The following is a 17,220-nucleotide window of genomic DNA, read 5'->3' on the forward strand; positions in this document are numbered from 1 at the left end:
CACCTTCAAGAGAAGTTCGCCACAAAAAGGCGTTCACGTTATTCATGTGACATCTCTGGCGCAGAGTTCTGACAGCATGCGCAGCCGACGTTTGGGTTCACTGACGAACGGATTGCGCTCGTCCCAGGCATAACCGGCGAGGATCGCGCTGATCATGCGGCGGATGTCCGGTGAACCGTCTGGATGGAAAATCACATCCTGGAAGGTCCCGGCGTACCAGCCTTCGACGTAGCAGCGGAATGTGTCGACGCCGCGCTTGAGCGGTGCGGCGAACTCGGTTTGCCAGTCAACGCTTTCACCTTGCAGTTGGCGGTGCAGAACGCCGGCGGCCATGCTCGCCGAGCGCATGGCGATGGTCACGCCGGAGGAGAACACCGGGTCGAGGAATTCCGCGGCGTTGCCCAGCAGCGCAAAGCCCGGGCCGTGCAAGGTTTTGACGTTGGCCGAGTAGCCACCGATGGTGCGCGCGGGGGTGTCCCACACAGCGTTGTTCAGGACGCCGGCCAGGCTTGGGGTTTCAGCGATAAAACCGCGCAGGCACTCGTCCAGGTTGTCCATGCGGCCTTCGAAGTGCTCGGCTGCCGCTACTACGCCCACCGAGCATCGGCCGTTGCTGAACGGGATGGTCCAGAACCAGATGTCGCGATGGGTCGGATGGGTGGTGATGAGGATTTTTTCCCGCTCGAAGGTCGGGCTGTCGATCTTGTCTTCGATGTGGGTGAACACGGCCTGGCGCACCGGGAAGTTCGACGGCGCTTCAAGGTCCAGCAAGCGCGGCAGCACCCGGCCGTAACCGCTGGCGTCGAGCACGAAATCAGCTTCGACGCGGTATCGGCTGCCATCTTCTCGCAGCACATCGAGCTGCGGTTTTGCCAGGGTGAAATCGGCGCTGACGATGGCCTCGCCGTAGCGAATCTCCACGCCTTGCAACGCGGCCTGGTCGGCCAGCAACTTGTCGAAATCGGCGCGTTGAACCTGGAAGGTGGTCGGCTTGCCGTGGCTGAACGTGTCGCCGAAATCAAAGGCGCTGTATTGGTCGCCCCAGGCAAACGCCGCACCATTTTTCATCTGGAATCCGGCGGCGTTCACTGCATCGAGCATGCCGGCCTCTTCGACGAAGTCCAGGCAGTGCGACAACAGGCTTTCGCCGATGGAAAATCGTGGGAAATGCTGGCGTTCGATCATCAGCACGTCATGACCTTTGCGCTTGAGCAGCGCGGCGGCGATGGCGCCCGAGGGGCCCGCACCGATAACGACGACCTGGCGATGTTCCATTTCAACTGTTGGCACGGGGGCTCCTTGCCGGGGCGGCGATATTCAAAGGGGGGCTGTGCATGCCGGCGAGTGCCGGCAGCAATGTCGCGATCAGGCCCATCAGCATCAGCGCGAAATACAGCGCCGGACTGATGAGCTGTTGTTGCAGCAGCAGGTTGAGAAAGACGATCTCACTCAAGCCGCGAATATTCAGCAGCAGGCTTTCGCGCCAGCGACTGGCGCCCTCGAACGAGGCGCCGGCCCAGCCGAGGCCCAGCCAGTTGCCCAGCAGTTTGCTGGCAATAGGCAACAGCAGCAGCGCCGCCAGCTGGATCCAGCTGAGGCTGGCCATCGCAGCATGAACGTTGATCTGCACGATACCGAACGTCAGGATCAGCGGAATGGCGATCCAGGTTTGCAAGCGGCTCATCCAGATCGCCGGCAACGGCAGCACCAGTGGCACTTTCAGCGCGGCCATGCACAACAAGTAACCGATGCCGAAAATCAGCGCGTTGAGCTTGAAGTGTTCGGCGACCACCAGCAGCGCGAAGAAGCCGCCGCTGTACAGTATCGGTTGGCGCGCACCGAGCAGGCGCAGCAGTAGCGGCAGGCAAGCGCCGGCCAGCGGTAGCAAGAGGCTGCTCAGGTGCAAACTGCCTTGTGCGAAGCCGAACAGCGTCCAGCACGTCAGGTCGATGAGAATCGCCGTTTGTACCAGGCGTCGGGTGGCTTCGGGCGGGTAATGGATGTGTCGCAGGTACAAATACAACACCGGAATGGCGGTGATGGCGAACACCAGGCCAACGGCCAGTGAGCTGATCCAGGATTGCGCCGGCAGCAACCAAATGGCGGTGGCGAGTCCGCAGACGAACGGAATGCAGAAACTTGGCAGGGCGATTTTCAGGCTCTGGCGATCCAGTCGCAGGTCGATCACGTCACTGAGGATGTGCCCGAGCAGCAAGGCAAAACTCAGGCTGTAGAGGTTTTTCAGCCACGTCGGCGAGATGAGTTCGGTGCCGCTGAGTTGCCAGCCCGGCTCGATCCAGAAGTACATCAGCAGCGGCAGGCCGAAGGTCGCCAGCAGCAACTGGCTGACGATCGGGATCAGGCCAAAATGCCGACCGACTCGGGTGGCCGTGGCGAACATTGCCAGGGCCATGAGCCAAAACACGGCGATCATCATGCGGCCGACTCCGTAACGGCAGCGGTGTGGACATGGCGTCCGGCCCACGGCGCAAGGATGAAGCTGAAAGCCAGGCCCAGGCTGACCGACAGGCCGAAGTTGCTCACCGCCGGCGTGCTGGACACCGCCAGCAGACCGAACGACAGCCAGGTGGTGACCGCCGCCAGCAAGGTGCCCAGCAGGCTCACGGCGGCGCCGCCGACCTGTTCGCGCATGAGGATCGCGTAATCGACGCTGATCGCCGTCACCAGCAACAGGCCGAACAGGCTGAAAAGTGTCAGCGGCTGACCCAGCCAGCCAAGACTGGCCAGGCTGCACAACGCGGCCAACAAGGGCAGCGAGACGATGCGCAGCGCGCCACCGAGGCCGAATGGCACGATCAGCACCAGCACGATCAGCGCGCAGGAGGCGAGTTTGAGCTCCGCGGCACTGATCTGGGTCGCCGCGAATACAGTGTTCAGTTCACCGAGGCGGTCGACCAGTTGGACACCCGGCAAGTCCAGCGCCTGAGCGCGCAGCAGCGAAGGATTGTTCAGGCCTTGCAGACTGACCATCGCCGCCACACCATCATCGGTCGGCCCCAGCCACAAGGTGCGATAAGGCTCGGCCAACGGACCGGTCAGCGCCGCGTCGATGTCTTCGGTGGGCAACGCCTGCAACTGCACAAGCTCCGCTTGCAGCGCTTGCGCCGGCACGCCGAGGTCGAGCAGCGGTTGCCAGAATTGCGGCAATTTGTTTAGCGCTTCGCGTACCTTGCGCTGTTCGCTCGGTTGGCTCACGAGTTGGTTGAGCGACAGATAACCCTGGAGTTTGTCCATCTTGACCAGTTGATCGAGACGTTCGCTCAGTGCGGTTTGGCGCTCGAGCAGTTCCTGCTGGTTGGCCGCACGCACCAGGAAGAACTGGCTGGTGGGTTGATAGCCGGTAATGCGCGCGATGGTTCTGGCCTCGTCCGTCAGTTGCTGCGGCGTGCCGATCCACTGGCGGATGTCGTTCTTGCTCTCGAGTTGCAACAAGCCGCCGACGCAAAAGGCAATCAGCAATGCCAGCAGCACCGGCGTACGCGCAATTTTGAGCAACGATTCGCGTAGCTCCAGCAAAAACTCACTGACGCGTAGCGGCCATTGCGCCGGTCGCAGGTCCGCGCCCTTGAGCAGCGCCGGCAGCAGGCACACCGCTGACAGGTAGGCGCCCAGCAGACCGGCGGCGGAGAATACGGCGATCTGGGTCAGCGCCGGGAATGGCGTCCACGCCAGCGCCAGGTAGCCGATGCAACTGGTGATCAGGCTCAGCGTCAGGCCTGGCAAGGTCAGGCGTAACGCCGGCCAGCTGTGCCAGGGTCTCATGCTCCAGCTTTTCGACAGGTAATGCAGCGGGTAATCGACGGCAACGCCAATCAGGCTCGACCCCAGCACCAGCGTCATCACATGCATGTGACCGAACAGCGCCACGCAGGCCACGGCGCCAAACAGCATGCCCACCAGCACCGGCACGAACGCCAGCAAGACCCGCCAGCGCCGGAAGGCCAGCAACAGCAGCAACAAAATGCCGACGGTAGCGCCGCCTCCGACCCAGGTCATTTCGCGGGTGGCTTGTTGTTGACCATTGGCCGCGTAGAGCAAGCCGCTGGCGGCGAGCAGTTGAACATCGCTCTGTGCCGCTTCTTCGCGGCTGTGTTTGAGCAGGGCGGCCACTTGCAGCGGCAGGCTCATGTCAAAGGCGTTGCCGGTGGTTTTTGCCCGCAGCATCACCCAGCTTTTACCGTCGGCATCGGCCACCAGTGCGCCGCTGCCGATGTCCAGTTGCACGGCGCCGTGTTGTGGCTGGCTGTTCTGGATGCGTCCGGTTAGCCCCAGCCAGTCTTCCTGGCTCGGCACCAGACTGAAACCGGTGAAGGGGTCGAACAGCGCTTGCACGCGCTGTTGGATAAAGGCGTCAGGGTGTTCGATCAGTTGCTGACGATCCGAGGGAGACAACATTGCCAATCGGCCTTGCAGCAATTGAGCGCGCAGCGCTGGCAAGTCGGCTTGCAGGGTCCACTGGACCTTCTCGAACAAGCCGCTTGCTTGCCACTGCTCACCCAGTTTCTGCGCCATGGCGATGGCTTGCGGGCGATCTTTATGGCCGACCAGCACCAGCATTTCGCGGTTCAGCGGTTCTTGCATGCGTTGTTCAGCGCGCAGTTCCAGCGCGTCCGGCGCCGTGCCCGGCACCAGTTCCATCAGGTTGGCCGACAGCGGCGCGCCGTTACGCCATTGCCAGCCGGCGAGCGCGAGCACCGCCAACAGCAGGATCAGAAACAGCCACGGGAGCCTGCGTTCACTCGGCAAAGTCATGTTGCTCCGCGTCGCTCAGCGGTTGCGCGCTGGTGCTGTCCTGCATGCGCAACAGGGTGCTGTCACCCTGGGTTTCCAGCAGCTCGATGCTGTGCACCAACTCACCGCCGGTGATGTTGATCTGGTTGAACACTTGCTTGAGCAGCATTGAGCGCGGGGTCAGCGTCAGATTCCAGTTTTGCGCCTCGCCGCTCAGCGACAGCTCGAAATCCCGTTGCAGGCCGCTGCTGTCGCCTTGCAGCACGGCGAGGAACAACCGGTTCTGCTCGGTGCCGGCACTCTTGCCTGGCAGCATCTGCCAACCGCTGGCGTCGCGTCGGGCAATGCCTTTGTCGGTGATGCGGTAATCCTGTTGCAGCGGCGTTTTCAGCAGCCAGAGCAAACCGTGGTTTTTGGCGAGGACGAAAGTGCCCTTGCTGGTCAGTGGCTGGGGCAGGGCACGCAGGTGTTTTTCCTGGATGAAGTTGCCGTGGATCACATCGGGTTTGGCCAGTTGATCGCTCAGTTGTTGCAGATCGAAGGCGTGAGCGATCGATGACAAACCGAGCAGTGCTAACGCGCCGAGGCATTTAAAAAACGGGTTCATGCCAGCATCCTTTCAACGGCGTCAGTGAAGATCTTCGGTGAAGCCAGCTGCATCTCGCGGCTGGTCATGTCGACGGCAACCTGTACCGAGCTGGCGCGGGTCAAGCGCTCGCCGGAGTCCAGGTCGCTGATCAGGTAATTGATCTTCAGGCGGTTCTCCCATTCGACCAGATTGGCGCGCACGTTCAGCTTCTGGCCGAACACGGCGCCACGCACATAGCGTAATTGCAGGTCGATCACCGGCCAGGCGTAACCCGATTCGACCATCGCGGTGTAGTTGTGGCCGATCTTGTCCAGCAGCGCACAGCGGGCCACTTCCAGGTATTTGACGTAATGGCCGTGCCAGACGACGTTCATGGTGTCGACGTCAAAGAACGGCACAAGGATTTCCGTATCGGTATGAAGCACTCCCTTGCTACGCATGCAGCCTCCAGTGTTGCTCGGCAATCCGTTTGAGGCACAGACGCAGTTCACCTTCCAGTGCACGGTCTTCGATTACCGGCGGGAAGTCCTTGCCCAATTCTTCGTGCATGGCGGCCAGGGCTGGCGGCAATGGCCGCGCATCTTCAGCCTTGCTGCGCAGCCACACGCCTTGGTTGGCGGCGAGCAAGGTGGCGGCGGCGACCTGTTCGGTCAGCTCCAGCACGCGGATCGCATCACGGGCGGCGATGGTGCCCATGCTCACCTTGTCCTGGTTGTGGCATTCGGTGGAGCGCGAGAAGACGCTGGCCGGCATGGTGTTTTTCAGGGCTTCGGCGGTCCAGGCGCTGGTGCCGATCTGCACGGCCTTGAAGCCGTGATTGAGCATCGCCCGGTCAGCGCTGGCGCCTGACAAATTGCTCGGCAAGCCATGGTTGTAACGCTCGTCCACCAACAGCGCGAGTTGACGGTCGAGCAGGTCGGCGACGTTGGCCACCAGGTTTTTCAGGCTGTCCATGGCGAACGCGATGTGGCCGCCGTAGAAATGCCCGCCGTGCAGCACGCGTTCGGCTTCGGCGTCGATGATCGGGTTGTCGTTGGCGCTGTTGAGCTCGATCTCGATGAACGAGCGCAGCCAGTTCAGGCTGTCGGCCAGGACGCCGAGGACATGCGGCGCGCAGCGCAGGGAATAGCGGTCTTGCAGGCGATGCAGCGGCGCGGTCGGCGCGTCGATCGCCAGGTCTTTACGCAGCCACGCGGCCACTTGCATCTGCCCCGGATGCGGTTTGGTGGCGAACAGGCGTTCGTCGAAGTGTTCCGGGTTGCCTTGCAGCGCGACCACGTTCAGCGCGGTAATGCGCGTGGCCAATTGCAGCAGGTAATCGGCTCGGGCATAGGCCAGGCAGGCGAGGCCGGTCATCACGGCAGTGCCGTTCATCAATGCCAGGGCTTCTTTCGGGCGCAGCACCAGCGGCTGCCAGCCGAGTTCGCGGTGCACGTCGGCCGCTTGGCGGCGCTCGCCACGGAACATCACCTCACGCTCGCCGGACAAGGTCGCCGCGACGTAGGACAACGGTGTCAGATCGCCGCTGGCGCCCACCGAACCTTCTTCCGGGATCAGCGGCAGGATGTCGTGTTCGAGGAACGCGTGCAGGCGCTCCAGCAGTTCCACGCGCACACCCGACACGCCGTGGCACAGCGACTGCAAACGCGCGGCGAGCACCGCGCGCGTGGCTTGGGCGTCGAGCAGTTTGCCCAGTCCGCAGCCATGGAAGGTGTACAGATGACGGGGCAGGGCCTCGACATGATGCAGTGGCACGGCGACCACGCAAGAGTCGCCGTAGCCGGTGGTCACGCCGTAGATCACGCCTTCCTTGTCCAGCAGGGAATCGAGGAATCGCGCGCCCTTGGCGATGCGCTCACGGTACGCGGGATCACTTTGCAACTGCGTCGGTACCTGACGGTTGGCCAGGGCCAGTACGTCTTCAATGCGCAAAGGGAGTTCGCCGAAGGTTACCGGCTCAAGCGTTGGCGTCGTCATCGGTCTTCCAGAAAGGGTAAAAGTTGAACCATTGTTGAGGTGCTTCGAGGCAATAGTGACTCAGGCGTTCGGCGTAGCGGGTCGCCCACTGATGGATGACCTGTTCGCGGTCGCTGCGTTTCCACACCACGGCATGGGTAAACGGCTCGAGGGTCACGCGGTATTGGCCTGACGGTTTCTTCAGGCACATCAGCAGATTGATTGGGCACTTGAGCAGACCGGCCAGTAGCCACGGTCCCTGAGGGAACGCGGCCTGATGACCGAGGAAGTCCACCGTCACGCTACGCCCGCCATGCAACGGCACACGGTCGCCGGCAATCGCCAGCCACTCGCCGCGCTCCAGGCGTTCATGCAGTTGCAGCATGATCAAAGGGTCCAGCTCGCTGACCTGAATCAGCCGCAAGTTGGTCGCCCCGGCTTCACCCAGCAGACGGTTGAATTGCTCGGCATGCTTGGTGTGCACCAGCACGTTCATCGTGACTTTCTCGCCGATCTCCGCCAGCGCGCGGCAGACTTCGAGGTTGCCCAGGTGCGCACCCACCAGCATCTGCCCGCGCGTGCCGCGCAACTGATTGCGTAACAGTGCCGGGTCGATGATTTCGATTTGCTCGATGCTCAGCTTGCCGTTCCACACGTCGAGTTTGTCGAGCATTGAATCGGCAAAGGCCATGAACTGGCTGAACACTCGCCAGTGTGTCGGGCGCAATTCGGGGCGACCACTCCAGTCGGCGAGCCGCTGTTGGTATTGCCAGGCGCTTTGACGGGCGCTGCGACCGAACAGGAAAAAGTACAGGACGATGCCGTACAGCAGCGGGCTCAGCAGACGACGACCGAGGACCTTGGCGCCGAACGCGGTGAGCTTCATCAGCCAGAAACTGCCGCGTTCCTGACGGTCTGCCCAGTGCTGTTTGTCTGCGTTGATGTTCATGTCCGCCACCGTCGCCAGAGTATCAGCGGCGCCCGCAGCAACATGCCGAAGAACAGCCGTGTGTGCATGCTCGAAATCAGCACGTTGTCGTGGAACAGGCGGAAATGTGAGACCCCGTCCAGCGGGTAATGAACCCGCACCGGCAACCACTGCATCGGCAGATTGCGCCAGGCCAGCCGCACGAGAATGTCCGAGTCAAAATCCATGCGTTTGCCGATTTTTGCCGAGTCGATCAGTGCCAGCGTTGCTGGCAATGGATAGATGCGGAAACCGCACATGGAATCGCGAATCTGCAATGAAAGCGTGTTGATCCAGACCATGACGTGGGTCAGGTAGCGGGCGTACAAACGACCTTTGGGCACGCTGGCATCGTATTGCGGATAACCACAGATCACTGCGTCGGGATGCCGGCGCGATTCTTCGATGAAGATCGCCACATCCTGCAGGTCGTGTTGGCCGTCGGCGTCCACTTGCAAGGCGTGGCTGAAACCCAGGCGCGAGGCTTCGCGAAAACCGGTCATGACTGCACCGCCCTTGCCCTGATTGGCGGCGAGGCGGATCAGGTTGACCATTTCGCGCTGCGCGAGCTGGTCGAGCACTCTGGCGCAGGCCTGATCGCTGGCATCGTCCACCAGAATGCACGGCAGGCCGCTGGCAATCAGCGCGTCGACCACCGTGGTGATGGCGGTTTCATGGTTGTAGACCGGGACCACGGCGCAGGGGTTATGCATCACCCTCAGCCTCCAGCAAGATGCGCCCGCTGGAGCAGGTCGCGGTTTCATTGCGATAGGCGAAGTACAGCTTGCCGCGTTCAGGGTCAAAGCGCAGGTGCAATTGGACTTCATCGCCCGGGCGCACCAGTTGCTGGAATTTCAGCACTTCCATGCCGGCAAATTTTGCTGGCAGCTTCATCAATTGCTGGCCCAGGCTCAAGGCCCAGTCCACCTGCACCACGCCAGGCAGCACCGGTGTCTTCGGGAAGTGTCCGCTGAAATAGGCCAGGTCCGGCGGCACGGCCAGTTGCAGACTCCATTCACCTTCGAGTTCGACTTGCTCCAACACTTGCGGCGCCTTGGGACGAGGCGCCAGCAGCAAGGCTTCGACGTCGGCCTGGGGCAGTTTTCCCTGAGCGTTCAGCGGCAACTGGCGCAACATTCGCCAGCGCCGCGGCAGCGCCAGGGCTTCGCAATGCTGGCTCAGATGCTGACGCAACGCTTGGGTGAGGGTGCGTCGACCTTGATTGCGCAACGCATGCAGGCCGGCGTCTGTCAGCACCAGCAGCGCACCCAGTGAGGCGCGATTTTCCCGGACCACGCCGAGGCGCGCTTCGGCCACCCAGTCATGGTCAGTCAGCGCCTTTTCCAGCATCGGCAGCGAGATACGCTTTTCTTCCAGCTTGACGATCCGGTCCAGCCGTCCAAGCAGTTCGAAGCGGCCGTCGGCATCGATTCTGGCCGCATCGGCGGTGTGCTCGATGTGGCCGGCGGGCAAGTAGGGAGACGCGATCAAGAGGGCGCCGTCGCTGTCCTGGCTCAACTCGATATCAGCGAAGGGTTGCCAGAGCTCGTGACCCCGGCGCCAGGCGATGCCGCCGGTTTCCGAGCTGCCAAAGATTTCTGTCGGCCATTGGTGCAGCCGCTCGAAAAGGCTTTGCGCAGCCTCGGCCGGTAGCGCGCCACCGGATGAAAACACTCGGCGAACGGCACTCAGCGCCGGCCAGTCGAGGTTGTCGCCCATGCGCTTGAGCAACGCCGGGCTGGCGACCCAGGCAAACGCCGGGTGTTCGCGGCTGGCGCGTTGCAGGTCTTCCGGGAAGGCCAGTTGTTTTCGCAGGAACGAGCGCCCGGCACACAGCGGCCACAGCACCCGAAACAACAGTCCGTAGATGTGCTGGGTAGCAACGCTGCCGATGATGCACGCCTGCCCCAGATCCGCTCCCCACAACTGCTCCAGTGCCTGAACTTCGTTGGCCAATTGGCGCAGGTTCTTGTCGATGCGCTTGGGCTCGCCACTGGAACCTGAGGTGCACAGGCTTAACTGGCAGCGATCCAGATCCAGCGCAGCGGCGCTCAGTGGTGCGTGCCGGTAATCGGTCAGGTGCGCGTCATCTGCCTGATCGGTCAGCCACAGATCGACTTCGGTCGACCAGCGCTGGCGAGTCTGGTGTTGCAGATCGGCGGGCAGCAGCACGCTGACCCCGGCACGCCAGGCACCGAGCAGGGCAATCGCCAGGTCGGCGGCATCTTCCAGGTGCACGGCGATGCGTTGCACGCCTTGGGATTGCAGGCCAGCCGCCAGGCTCAGCGCCTGTTCGCACAGCTGTGCGTGATTCAATGCCGGCTCGGCCGTCACGGCGCGTTCCGGTTGAGCCTTGAGCAGCAACTGCTCAAGTTTTATCCAATTCATGGGTGGCCTCGTACCCGTTGTCGTATGAGCCATTCAATGGCAAACAGCAAGCCCATCAATCCGTAGGAAATCAGGCCGGTGTACAACATCCACCAACTCAGCGGCGCCCAAAGCGTCAGGGCGGCGGCGAGCAAACCGTTAAAGAGAAAAAATACACACCAGACGATCGTCACCTGACGGGTATAAACAATGGCTCTGGCCGGCAAGTGCGGTTCACGCAGCCTTGCCAGCCGTTCGACCATCGGCGGCCCGATTTTCAGGCTCAGGCCAAAAAGCCCAAGCAGGAAGGCGTTGATCAGCACGGGATACCAGCGCAATAACAACGGACTGTCGAACAGCGCCAGCAACAGGCAGAAACCGATAGCGGTCAATGCCATCCACAGGCTGCCGGGACGACGCGCACCGAGCACGGCACGCGCCAGCCACAAGCTGCCCAGCAACAGGCCGAACTGCCACGGCGCAAAATGCTCCATGCCGAAATACACCGCAAAGGGGTACAACAGGCCTGCCAGCAGCAGGCCCAGGCCGATCAGTCGGCTCATGCGGCGGGTTGAACCAGACGGTAGACCGCCTCGACCACGTCGCCGACGGTGCGCACCGATTTGAATTCTTCGGCGGCGATTTTCTTGCCGGTCTGGCGCTTGATGTGATCAATCAGGTCGACGGCGTCGATGCTGTCGATTTCCAGGTCCTGATACAAATTGGATTCGAGGCTGACGCGGCCAGGATCCAGCTCGAAGAGTTCGACCAAGGCATCGCGCAGGGTGTTGAAAATGTCGTCTCGAGTTTGCATGGTCCGGTCTCAAGCTGCCTGTTTTGCGGTGACGAACGCCGCAAGGCTCGCCACGTTGCTGAAATGATTACGAGTGTCCTTGGCGTCGGCATCGATTTTGATGCCGTACTTTTTCTGGATCGCCAGGCCCAGTTCCAGGGCATCCACCGAGTCCAGTCCCAGGCCTTCGCCAAATAGCGTCTGGTCGTCGCCGATGTCGTCGACGCTGATGTCTTCCAGGCCCAGGGCTTCGATAATCAGCAGTTTGATGTCACGTTGTAGATCGCTCATCTTCGGCGAGCTCCTTGATAAAGTAGTGATGCAAATAATCGTTGAGCTTGCGCGAGGCCTGAGGCGCAGGGCCACACGCGGCGAAGGCTTGTGGGTCTATATCGGCCCCGACACGGAAACTGAAGTGCACACGGCGTTTTGGGATGCGATACCAGGGTTCTGCCTTGGTCAATGTGCTCGGATTGACCTTGATGATCACCGGGGTGAGGATTTTCGCACCGCGCATGGCGATTGCCGCGCCCCCCCGATGAAAGGCCGGCGGTTTGCCTGGCTGGGTACGGGTGCCTTCGGGAAAAATGATCAGGGTCTGGCCGTTTTTCAGTGCGTCAGCTGCCGTGTCCAGCATGTCCATGCTGCCGTCGTTGCTGATGTATTCGGTGCGGCGCAGAGGGCCACGGGTGAAGGGGTTGGTCCAGAGGCTTTGCTTGACCACGCAATTGGCGTGGCTGACCAGGCCGATCAGGAACACCACATCGATCAGCGATGGGTGATTGGCAATGATCATCTGACCCGGACGACCGAGTTTTTCCGCGCCCTGGATATCGTAGGTCAGCACGCCGGTGCGAGCCATGAACCGCACGAAAAACCAGAAGCAGCGGCTCACGGTTATGCGCGCCCGCAGTCGATGTGCCTGGGCATCGCCGGGCAGACAGCTCAACAGCGGGAAAACCACCAGACGCAGGCACAGTCCACCCAGCCCGAAGAGGGTGAAGCTCGCGGCAGTGGCCAGCAGACGCCAGTAATAAGCGTCGCGGTTTTTTTCGGTTACAGGTTGCGTTGCCAGGTCCATACGCGATTTTTCCAGGCATGTTGGCAGGTGGTCTGCTGGCCAAGCAGGGTACGCAATAGATTCAAGGCATGTGGCCATTGGGCTTTTGACAACGGATCCGCAGGGCTGTTCATGGACAGCTGCCACTCAGTGCCCGGCGTCAGTAACAGACCGACCGCATAAGGGAACGGTACGTCATCAATCCAGGCCGAGTAGGCTTGGGGTGGTTGTTCTTCGGTGACGATCAGCAAAACGGCTGGCGCGCCTTCGGCGAGCAGTGCCGCGGCCTCTAGCATGCCGTTTTCAAGGCCGTCACCGGCAGCGGCGAGCGCGGTCATTTCGCTGGTTTCACCCCGCAGGATCGACCACAGGCCAATCACCGCATTGTGAACCGACAAACTGAATTGAGTGGGCGACAACGGCTGATCGGCGGCCAGATCGCTGAGAATCTCAAAGGTGCGTGGGGTTTCGCCGTGACGGGAAATAAAGACCAACGGTAGTTCATCGCGACCCTCGGCCAACGGCCAGCCGACACTGAATGCCATCCGCGCCAGACGACTGAGTCGCCGACGCTGCATCGCCGGGAGAAAAGAGACGTCGGGGGCGGCATCGCTGTTCTGAAGCGCGACCGGTTGTCGGCTCCAGGCCTGCCAATCGTCCACGCTTTCGAGCCCTGGGGCCCACGCGCGCCATTGGGCGATGTTGAAGTTGATCACAGACATTCTTCCCGCCCCTGCGGGCTTTCTTGACACGGAGAGTCGCAAAAAAGCGTGAGCTACCTTACGTGGCGCTGGGCGCCGAGTGTCGGACATTATCCCGTTGCGGCGGGCGCGTAGCAAATGATGGTTACATTTTGCTCAACGAAATGTACCGGTTAGTCCGCGCATCGCTATCGTTTGGCCATTATCCACATCGTGGTGATCAAGTCTGTCGGCTCAGTCAGAGATCAGTGGCAGAGATAGCGGATTTTTGATTAAGAGTTTGCCGCTGACTGTGTAGTCCCTGTGCCGACGAGGTAGCTAAGCAGCGCCGTGGACTACTACACTCGGTCATTCTTTGATACACGGAGGTTTTGACATGCGGCGCGTGGTGTTCAATCAAAAAGGTGGTGTGGGCAAGTCAAGCATTGCCTGCAACTTGGCAGCGGTCAGTGCCAGCGAGGGGTATCGAACGTTGTTGGTGGACCTCGACTCCCAAGCTAACTCCACTCAATACCTGACAGGCCTCACAGGTGATGCCATTCCGATGGGCATCGCCGACTTCTTCAAACAGACCCTGTCATCCGGGCCGTTTTCGAAGAAAAACCAAGTCGATATCTACGAGACACCGTTCGATAACCTCCACGTCATCACCGCCACGGCTGAATTGGCTGATCTACAGCCCAAGCTCGAGGCCAAGCACAAGATCAACAAGCTGCGTAAGTTGCTTGATGAACTGGACGGCGAATACGACCGTATCTACCTCGATACGCCCCCGGCGCTGAACTTCTACGCGGTATCGGCGCTGATCGCCGCTGACCGCGTGCTGATTCCTTTCGATTGCGATAGTTTTTCGCGCCAGGCGCTGTATGGCCTTTTGGCGGAAATCGAAGAGTTGAAGGAAGACCACAACGAAGGCCTGGAGGTCGAGGGGATCGTTGTCAATCAGTTCCAGGCTCGCGCAAGTCTGCCTCAGCAGATTCTCGACGAGTTGATTGCCGAAGGGTTGCCGGTGCTCCCGGTCTATCTGGGCAGTTCGGTGCGCATGCGGGAATCCCACCAGGCCAACACGCCGCTGATCCACCTTGACCCACGGCACAAGCTGACCCAGCAGTTCGTCGAACTGCACAACTTGCTGGAAAACGCCTGATTCGTTGATGTGGAACGGGGCTCATGTGGTAGCGAGCAGGCTCGCTCCCACAATTGGGTTCGTGGTGGTTTCAGATGCCCTGGCTACGCAACCAGCTCATCAACTGCGGTAACGGGAAGGCCCCACTCTGGCGCGCCACTTCCCGGCCGTTCTTGAACAGAATCAAACTGGGAATCGAACGAATCCCCAGCTGCGCCGACAACTGCTGATTCGCCTCACTGTCCAGCTTGGCCAACCTGCACTTGCCCGCCAATTGCCCCGCCGCTTGCTCGAACACCGGCGCAAACGACTTGCATGGCCCGCACCAGTCTGCCCAGACGTCCACCAGCAACGGCAGATCGCCCTTGATCTGACTGGCGTAATCACCTTGCTTCAACTCGAATGGTTTGTTCAGCAAGACCTCGGCTTTGCAGCGGCCGCATTTTGGATGGTCATTGAGGCGTTCGGCGGGGATGCGGTTGAGGCCGTTGCAGTGGGGGCAGGGGATGAGGAGTGGGTCGGTCATGATCGGGCGGGCTCTGAAAGGTTGGGCAATCCAAAGCTGATCTGGAGTCGCAACCTGCGTTTATCAAGACAGATTTTTAGATCGAGGACGCAGACTGTCGCAAATGCTCACATATTCCAGAGTTTCGGATTGCAATCGATGGCTACGCTGGTGGCAACTTTACCTGTTTAGATACCTTAATAAGGAGTTCGCTTTTGCCTTTAGCGTCGTGCTACTTTTGTTGCACTTATCGAGAAATCGATATCTCTCAATTGTCGGATAGGAGTTATCCCATGTCCGTGACTTCCAAAATTCGCCGTCAAGGTGGCGCTGCGGTGATTACTCTCCCCCCCACATTACTGAAGCTCCTGCATTTGGACGTGGGGGCGCAGCTTGAACTGAATGTAGTCGACGGTGAGTTGATTGCCCGCCCGGTTGTCCAGTCTTCTCGCAAGCGCTACAGCCTTGCCGAGTTGCTGGAAGGGTCCGAAGAAATAGCAGAACTGAATGCCCAGACGGCGTTTGCGCGTGAAGGCGATCCAGTTGGCCGGGAGTTGGGTTGATGGTGCGTCGGCAAGCCCCGCAGCGGGGTGATGTCTATTGGATTGATCCGAACCCGGTTGCTGGGCGGGAGATGATGGATCGGCATCGATTCGTCGTGATCACCCCAAGGGAGATCAACTCTTTGGGTGTCAGCATGACGGTGCCGGTGACCAGCGGTGGGAGCTTCAGTCGAAGCTCCGGTTTGGCAGTCATCGTCTCTGGCCACGAAACGAATGGCGTTGCGGTTTGTAATCAGGTGCGCAGTTTTGATATTGAGCAGCGTGTTCGCGACGGCTCAGCCAAATTCATTGAGCGACTGGATGACATCACGATGGCAGACATCATCGCTCGAGTCGTCAGTGCCATCGATCCCCTGGAATGAACAGTTTCACGACGAACAACTGATCTCCAGATGCTTGCCCCATTCCGGCGGCCGCTCGGCGTAACTCTCCATCCCCGGTTGTTCTTCGAACGGATTGCTCAGCACCGCGTGCAAACGGCGAACCTCTGAATAGTCACCACCCTCTGCCGCATCGATGGCTTTCTGCGCCAGGTAGTTGCGCAAGATGTACAACGGATTGACCGCGTGCATCCGTGCGCGGCGCTGTTGTTGATCCGGCGCGCCGTCTCGGGAGACCCGGGCGATGTAAAGCTCGCCCCAGGCATCGAAACCCTTGATGTCGACAAAGTCATCGCGCAATCGGGCTACAGCCAGCTCGGGTGATTCATCGCCAAGTCGGCGGAAGAACAGGCTGTAATCGACGCCGCTGTTCTGCATCAGCTGCAGCAGATGCTCCAGCAATTTCTGGTCGTCCTCTTCAGCGGTGGTCAAACCAAGTCGGCGGCGCATCAGGTCCAGGTAATGGGCCTGGTAGAGCGGAAAGTACAAACCGAGGGTTTCGCGCAGGGCTTCGACGCTGATGAACGGTGTCAGGGCCTGGGCGAGGGCGCTGAGGTTCCATTGCCCGATCGGCACTTGATTGCTGAAGGAGTAACGACCCTGATCATCCGAGTGGTTGCAGATGAAGTGGGCGTCGAAATCATCGAGGAAGGCGAAGGGGCCGAAGTCGAACGTGATGCCCAGGATCGACATGTTGTCGGTGTTCATTACGCCGTGGCAGAAACCGTAAGCCTGCCATTTGGCGATCAGCTCGGCATTGCGCTCGACGATCTCGCGAAACATCGCCAGATACGGTTCCGGCTGTTCCAGGCATTCTGGAAAGTGCATGGCCAGCACATGCTCACCGAGTTCTTTCTGTTTCTCGGGGCGTTTGGTGTAGTAGAAATACTCGAAATGGCCGAAGCGCACATGGCTCGGTGCCAGGCGCAGGACCATGGCCGCGCGTTCCTGTTTCTCGCGCCATACCGGCGTGTCGGAGCCGATCACGCAGAGTGCGCGAGTGGTCGGGATGTTCAGGGCATGCAGCGCTTCGGAGGCGAGAAACTCGCGGATCGAAGACCGCAGCACGGCACGTCCATCGCCCATTCTTGAGAAAGGTGTCTGGCCCGCCCCCTTCAGGTGCAAGTCCCAGTGCTCGCCGGCTTCGTTGTAGACCTCGCCTAGTAACAAACCGCGACCATCGCCAAGCTGCGGGTTGTAGGAACCGAACTGATGGCCGGAATAGACCATCGCCCGCGGGACCGCATCGGCCCAGAGCTTATGGCCGCTGAACAGCTCGGCGAACTCCGGGGTGTCGGCCACGGCCGGGTCGAGATCGAGCAACGCCATGGCGGCAGGACTCGCAACGACAAGGCGCGGGTTGTCGATAGGCTCGGGCAACACATGAACGGAAAACGTATCGCCCAAGCGGGCAAAGCGATTATCGAAGGTCAGTTCGTCGAGGACTTTCAACGGCCATCT

The 17,220-nt window shown here is 60.7% G+C and carries 19 protein-coding genes; 3 read left to right on the forward strand and 16 right to left on the reverse strand.

The annotated features are described in order from the left end of the window. Window positions 1-42: 42 nt before the first annotated feature. Genes QRN31_RS18370 through QRN31_RS18435 form a run of 14 tightly spaced genes read right to left on the reverse strand, consistent with a single transcriptional unit; the run spans window position 43 to window position 13,206 of the window. Window positions 43-1,290 (reverse strand): NAD(P)/FAD-dependent oxidoreductase, encoded by a 1,248-nt coding sequence (locus QRN31_RS18370; RefSeq protein ID WP_285433603.1) that lies wholly within the window; start codon window positions 1,288-1,290, stop codon window positions 43-45. Then, on the reverse strand, window positions 1,277-2,437 hold the full coding sequence (locus tag QRN31_RS18375) for a cation:proton antiporter (protein ID WP_285433604.1): 1,161 nt from the start codon (window positions 2,435-2,437) through the stop codon (window positions 1,277-1,279). The genes QRN31_RS18370 and QRN31_RS18375 overlap by 14 nt, the downstream gene beginning before the upstream one ends. Further along, entirely contained in the window at window positions 2,434-4,773 is a 2,340-nt protein-coding gene (locus tag QRN31_RS18380) for an MMPL family transporter (protein WP_285433605.1), read from the reverse strand. The genes QRN31_RS18375 and QRN31_RS18380 overlap by 4 nt, the downstream gene beginning before the upstream one ends. Next, window positions 4,757-5,359, reverse strand: a complete 603-nt coding sequence (locus QRN31_RS18385; RefSeq protein ID WP_285433607.1) for an outer membrane lipoprotein carrier protein LolA — start codon at window positions 5,357-5,359, stop codon at window positions 4,757-4,759. The genes QRN31_RS18380 and QRN31_RS18385 overlap by 17 nt, the downstream gene beginning before the upstream one ends. Next, window positions 5,356-5,781 (reverse strand): acyl-CoA thioesterase, encoded by a 426-nt coding sequence (locus QRN31_RS18390; RefSeq protein ID WP_285433609.1) that lies wholly within the window; start codon window positions 5,779-5,781, stop codon window positions 5,356-5,358. The genes QRN31_RS18385 and QRN31_RS18390 overlap by 4 nt, the downstream gene beginning before the upstream one ends. After that, complete coding sequence (locus QRN31_RS18395; RefSeq protein WP_222589456.1) at window positions 5,774-7,318, reverse strand: HAL/PAL/TAL family ammonia-lyase; 1,545 nt, start codon at window positions 7,316-7,318, stop codon at window positions 5,774-5,776. Before QRN31_RS18395 ends, QRN31_RS18390 begins: the two co-directional genes overlap by 8 nt. After that, window positions 7,299-8,246: a lysophospholipid acyltransferase family protein gene (locus QRN31_RS18400; protein WP_285433611.1), complete on the reverse strand. Its 948-nt coding sequence runs from the start codon at window positions 8,244-8,246 to the stop codon at window positions 7,299-7,301. Before QRN31_RS18400 ends, QRN31_RS18395 begins: the two co-directional genes overlap by 20 nt. Beyond that, window positions 8,243-8,977 (reverse strand): glycosyltransferase family 2 protein, encoded by a 735-nt coding sequence (locus QRN31_RS18405; protein WP_285433612.1) that lies wholly within the window; start codon window positions 8,975-8,977, stop codon window positions 8,243-8,245. Before QRN31_RS18405 ends, QRN31_RS18400 begins: the two co-directional genes overlap by 4 nt. Next, window positions 8,970-10,652: an acyl-CoA synthetase family protein gene (locus QRN31_RS18410; RefSeq protein ID WP_285433614.1), complete on the reverse strand. Its 1,683-nt coding sequence runs from the start codon at window positions 10,650-10,652 to the stop codon at window positions 8,970-8,972. The genes QRN31_RS18405 and QRN31_RS18410 overlap by 8 nt, the downstream gene beginning before the upstream one ends. Continuing rightward, a complete protein-coding gene (locus QRN31_RS18415; RefSeq protein ID WP_090176512.1) occupies window positions 10,649-11,194 on the reverse strand; it encodes a COG4648 family protein in 546 nt (181 codons plus the stop codon). The genes QRN31_RS18410 and QRN31_RS18415 overlap by 4 nt, the downstream gene beginning before the upstream one ends. Then, on the reverse strand, window positions 11,191-11,445 hold the full coding sequence (locus QRN31_RS18420) for an acyl carrier protein (protein WP_222589460.1): 255 nt from the start codon (window positions 11,443-11,445) through the stop codon (window positions 11,191-11,193). The genes QRN31_RS18415 and QRN31_RS18420 overlap by 4 nt, the downstream gene beginning before the upstream one ends. Before the next feature lie 9 nt (window positions 11,446-11,454). Further along, complete coding sequence (locus QRN31_RS18425) at window positions 11,455-11,715, reverse strand: phosphopantetheine-binding protein (RefSeq protein ID WP_285433617.1); 261 nt, start codon at window positions 11,713-11,715, stop codon at window positions 11,455-11,457. Beyond that, window positions 11,696-12,505, reverse strand: a complete 810-nt coding sequence (locus QRN31_RS18430; protein ID WP_285433618.1) for a lysophospholipid acyltransferase family protein — start codon at window positions 12,503-12,505, stop codon at window positions 11,696-11,698. The genes QRN31_RS18425 and QRN31_RS18430 overlap by 20 nt, the downstream gene beginning before the upstream one ends. Further along, window positions 12,481-13,206 carry a beta-ketoacyl synthase chain length factor gene (locus QRN31_RS18435; protein ID WP_259155691.1) on the reverse strand — a complete coding sequence of 242 codons (726 nt, stop codon included), beginning with the start codon at window positions 13,204-13,206 and terminating at the stop codon, window positions 12,481-12,483. The genes QRN31_RS18430 and QRN31_RS18435 overlap by 25 nt, the downstream gene beginning before the upstream one ends. Window positions 13,207-13,561: 355 nt before the next feature. Here QRN31_RS18435 and QRN31_RS18440 point away from each other — a divergent pair, with 355 nt between their 5' ends. Further along, window positions 13,562-14,332 carry a ParA family protein gene (locus tag QRN31_RS18440; RefSeq protein ID WP_285433620.1) on the forward strand — a complete coding sequence of 257 codons (771 nt, stop codon included), beginning with the start codon at window positions 13,562-13,564 and terminating at the stop codon, window positions 14,330-14,332. A 70-nt stretch (window positions 14,333-14,402) separates the two neighbouring features. Here QRN31_RS18440 and trxC read toward each other — a convergent pair whose 3' ends face one another. Continuing rightward, window positions 14,403-14,837 carry a thioredoxin TrxC gene (gene trxC / locus QRN31_RS18445; RefSeq protein WP_030129872.1) on the reverse strand — a complete coding sequence of 145 codons (435 nt, stop codon included), beginning with the start codon at window positions 14,835-14,837 and terminating at the stop codon, window positions 14,403-14,405. 272 nt (window positions 14,838-15,109) lie between these two features. On the opposite strand from trxC, the gene mazE reads away from it, so the two are divergent. Both mazE and mazF read left to right on the forward strand, forming a co-directional pair. Next, complete coding sequence (mazE, locus tag QRN31_RS18450; RefSeq protein WP_090176492.1) at window positions 15,110-15,379, forward strand: type II toxin-antitoxin system antitoxin MazE; 270 nt, start codon at window positions 15,110-15,112, stop codon at window positions 15,377-15,379. Further along, window positions 15,379-15,741 (forward strand): type II toxin-antitoxin system toxin MazF, encoded by a 363-nt coding sequence (gene mazF / locus QRN31_RS18455; RefSeq protein ID WP_222589465.1) that lies wholly within the window; start codon window positions 15,379-15,381, stop codon window positions 15,739-15,741. The genes mazE and mazF overlap by 1 nt, the downstream gene beginning before the upstream one ends. 6 nt (window positions 15,742-15,747) lie before the next feature. On the opposite strand, the gene selO is transcribed toward mazF, so the two are convergent. Next, window positions 15,748-17,211, reverse strand: a complete 1,464-nt coding sequence (gene selO, locus QRN31_RS18460; protein ID WP_285433623.1) for a protein adenylyltransferase SelO — start codon at window positions 17,209-17,211, stop codon at window positions 15,748-15,750. Between the last annotated feature and the right edge of the window lie 9 nt (window positions 17,212-17,220).

The organism is Pseudomonas sp. fls2-241-R2A-110 (assembly GCF_030209165.1).
GTDB lineage: Bacteria > Pseudomonadota > Gammaproteobacteria > Pseudomonadales > Pseudomonadaceae > Aquipseudomonas.

Bases quoted from the DNA above. Each gene is read 5' to 3' on its own strand.
- QRN31_RS18405 (WP_285433612.1), bottom strand. From the start codon at position 8,977: ATGCATAACCCCTGCGCCGTGGTCCCGGTCTACAACCATGAAACCGCC.
- QRN31_RS18385 (WP_285433607.1), bottom strand. From the start codon at position 5,359: ATGAACCCGTTTTTTAAATGCCTCGGCGCGTTAGCACTGCTCGGTTTG.
- QRN31_RS18375 (WP_285433604.1), bottom strand. From the start codon at position 2,437: ATGATGATCGCCGTGTTTTGGCTCATGGCCCTGGCAATGTTCGCCACG.
- mazF (WP_222589465.1), top strand. From the start codon at position 15,379: ATGGTGCGTCGGCAAGCCCCGCAGCGGGGTGATGTCTATTGGATTGAT.
- QRN31_RS18395 (WP_222589456.1), bottom strand. From the start codon at position 7,318: ATGACGACGCCAACGCTTGAGCCGGTAACCTTCGGCGAACTCCCTTTG.
- QRN31_RS18415 (WP_090176512.1), bottom strand. From the start codon at position 11,194: ATGAGCCGACTGATCGGCCTGGGCCTGCTGCTGGCAGGCCTGTTGTAC.
- QRN31_RS18420 (WP_222589460.1), bottom strand. From the start codon at position 11,445: ATGCAAACTCGAGACGACATTTTCAACACCCTGCGCGATGCCTTGGTC.
- mazE (WP_090176492.1), top strand. From the start codon at position 15,110: ATGTCCGTGACTTCCAAAATTCGCCGTCAAGGTGGCGCTGCGGTGATT.
- QRN31_RS18390 (WP_285433609.1), bottom strand. From the start codon at position 5,781: ATGCGTAGCAAGGGAGTGCTTCATACCGATACGGAAATCCTTGTGCCG.
- QRN31_RS18400 (WP_285433611.1), bottom strand. From the start codon at position 8,246: ATGAACATCAACGCAGACAAACAGCACTGGGCAGACCGTCAGGAACGC.
- QRN31_RS18440 (WP_285433620.1), top strand. From the start codon at position 13,562: ATGCGGCGCGTGGTGTTCAATCAAAAAGGTGGTGTGGGCAAGTCAAGC.
- QRN31_RS18435 (WP_259155691.1), bottom strand. From the start codon at position 13,206: ATGTCTGTGATCAACTTCAACATCGCCCAATGGCGCGCGTGGGCCCCA.
- QRN31_RS18380 (WP_285433605.1), bottom strand. From the start codon at position 4,773: ATGACTTTGCCGAGTGAACGCAGGCTCCCGTGGCTGTTTCTGATCCTG.
- QRN31_RS18430 (WP_285433618.1), bottom strand. From the start codon at position 12,505: ATGGACCTGGCAACGCAACCTGTAACCGAAAAAAACCGCGACGCTTAT.
- QRN31_RS18410 (WP_285433614.1), bottom strand. From the start codon at position 10,652: ATGAATTGGATAAAACTTGAGCAGTTGCTGCTCAAGGCTCAACCGGAA.
- QRN31_RS18425 (WP_285433617.1), bottom strand. From the start codon at position 11,715: ATGAGCGATCTACAACGTGACATCAAACTGCTGATTATCGAAGCCCTG.
- trxC (WP_030129872.1), bottom strand. From the start codon at position 14,837: ATGACCGACCCACTCCTCATCCCCTGCCCCCACTGCAACGGCCTCAAC.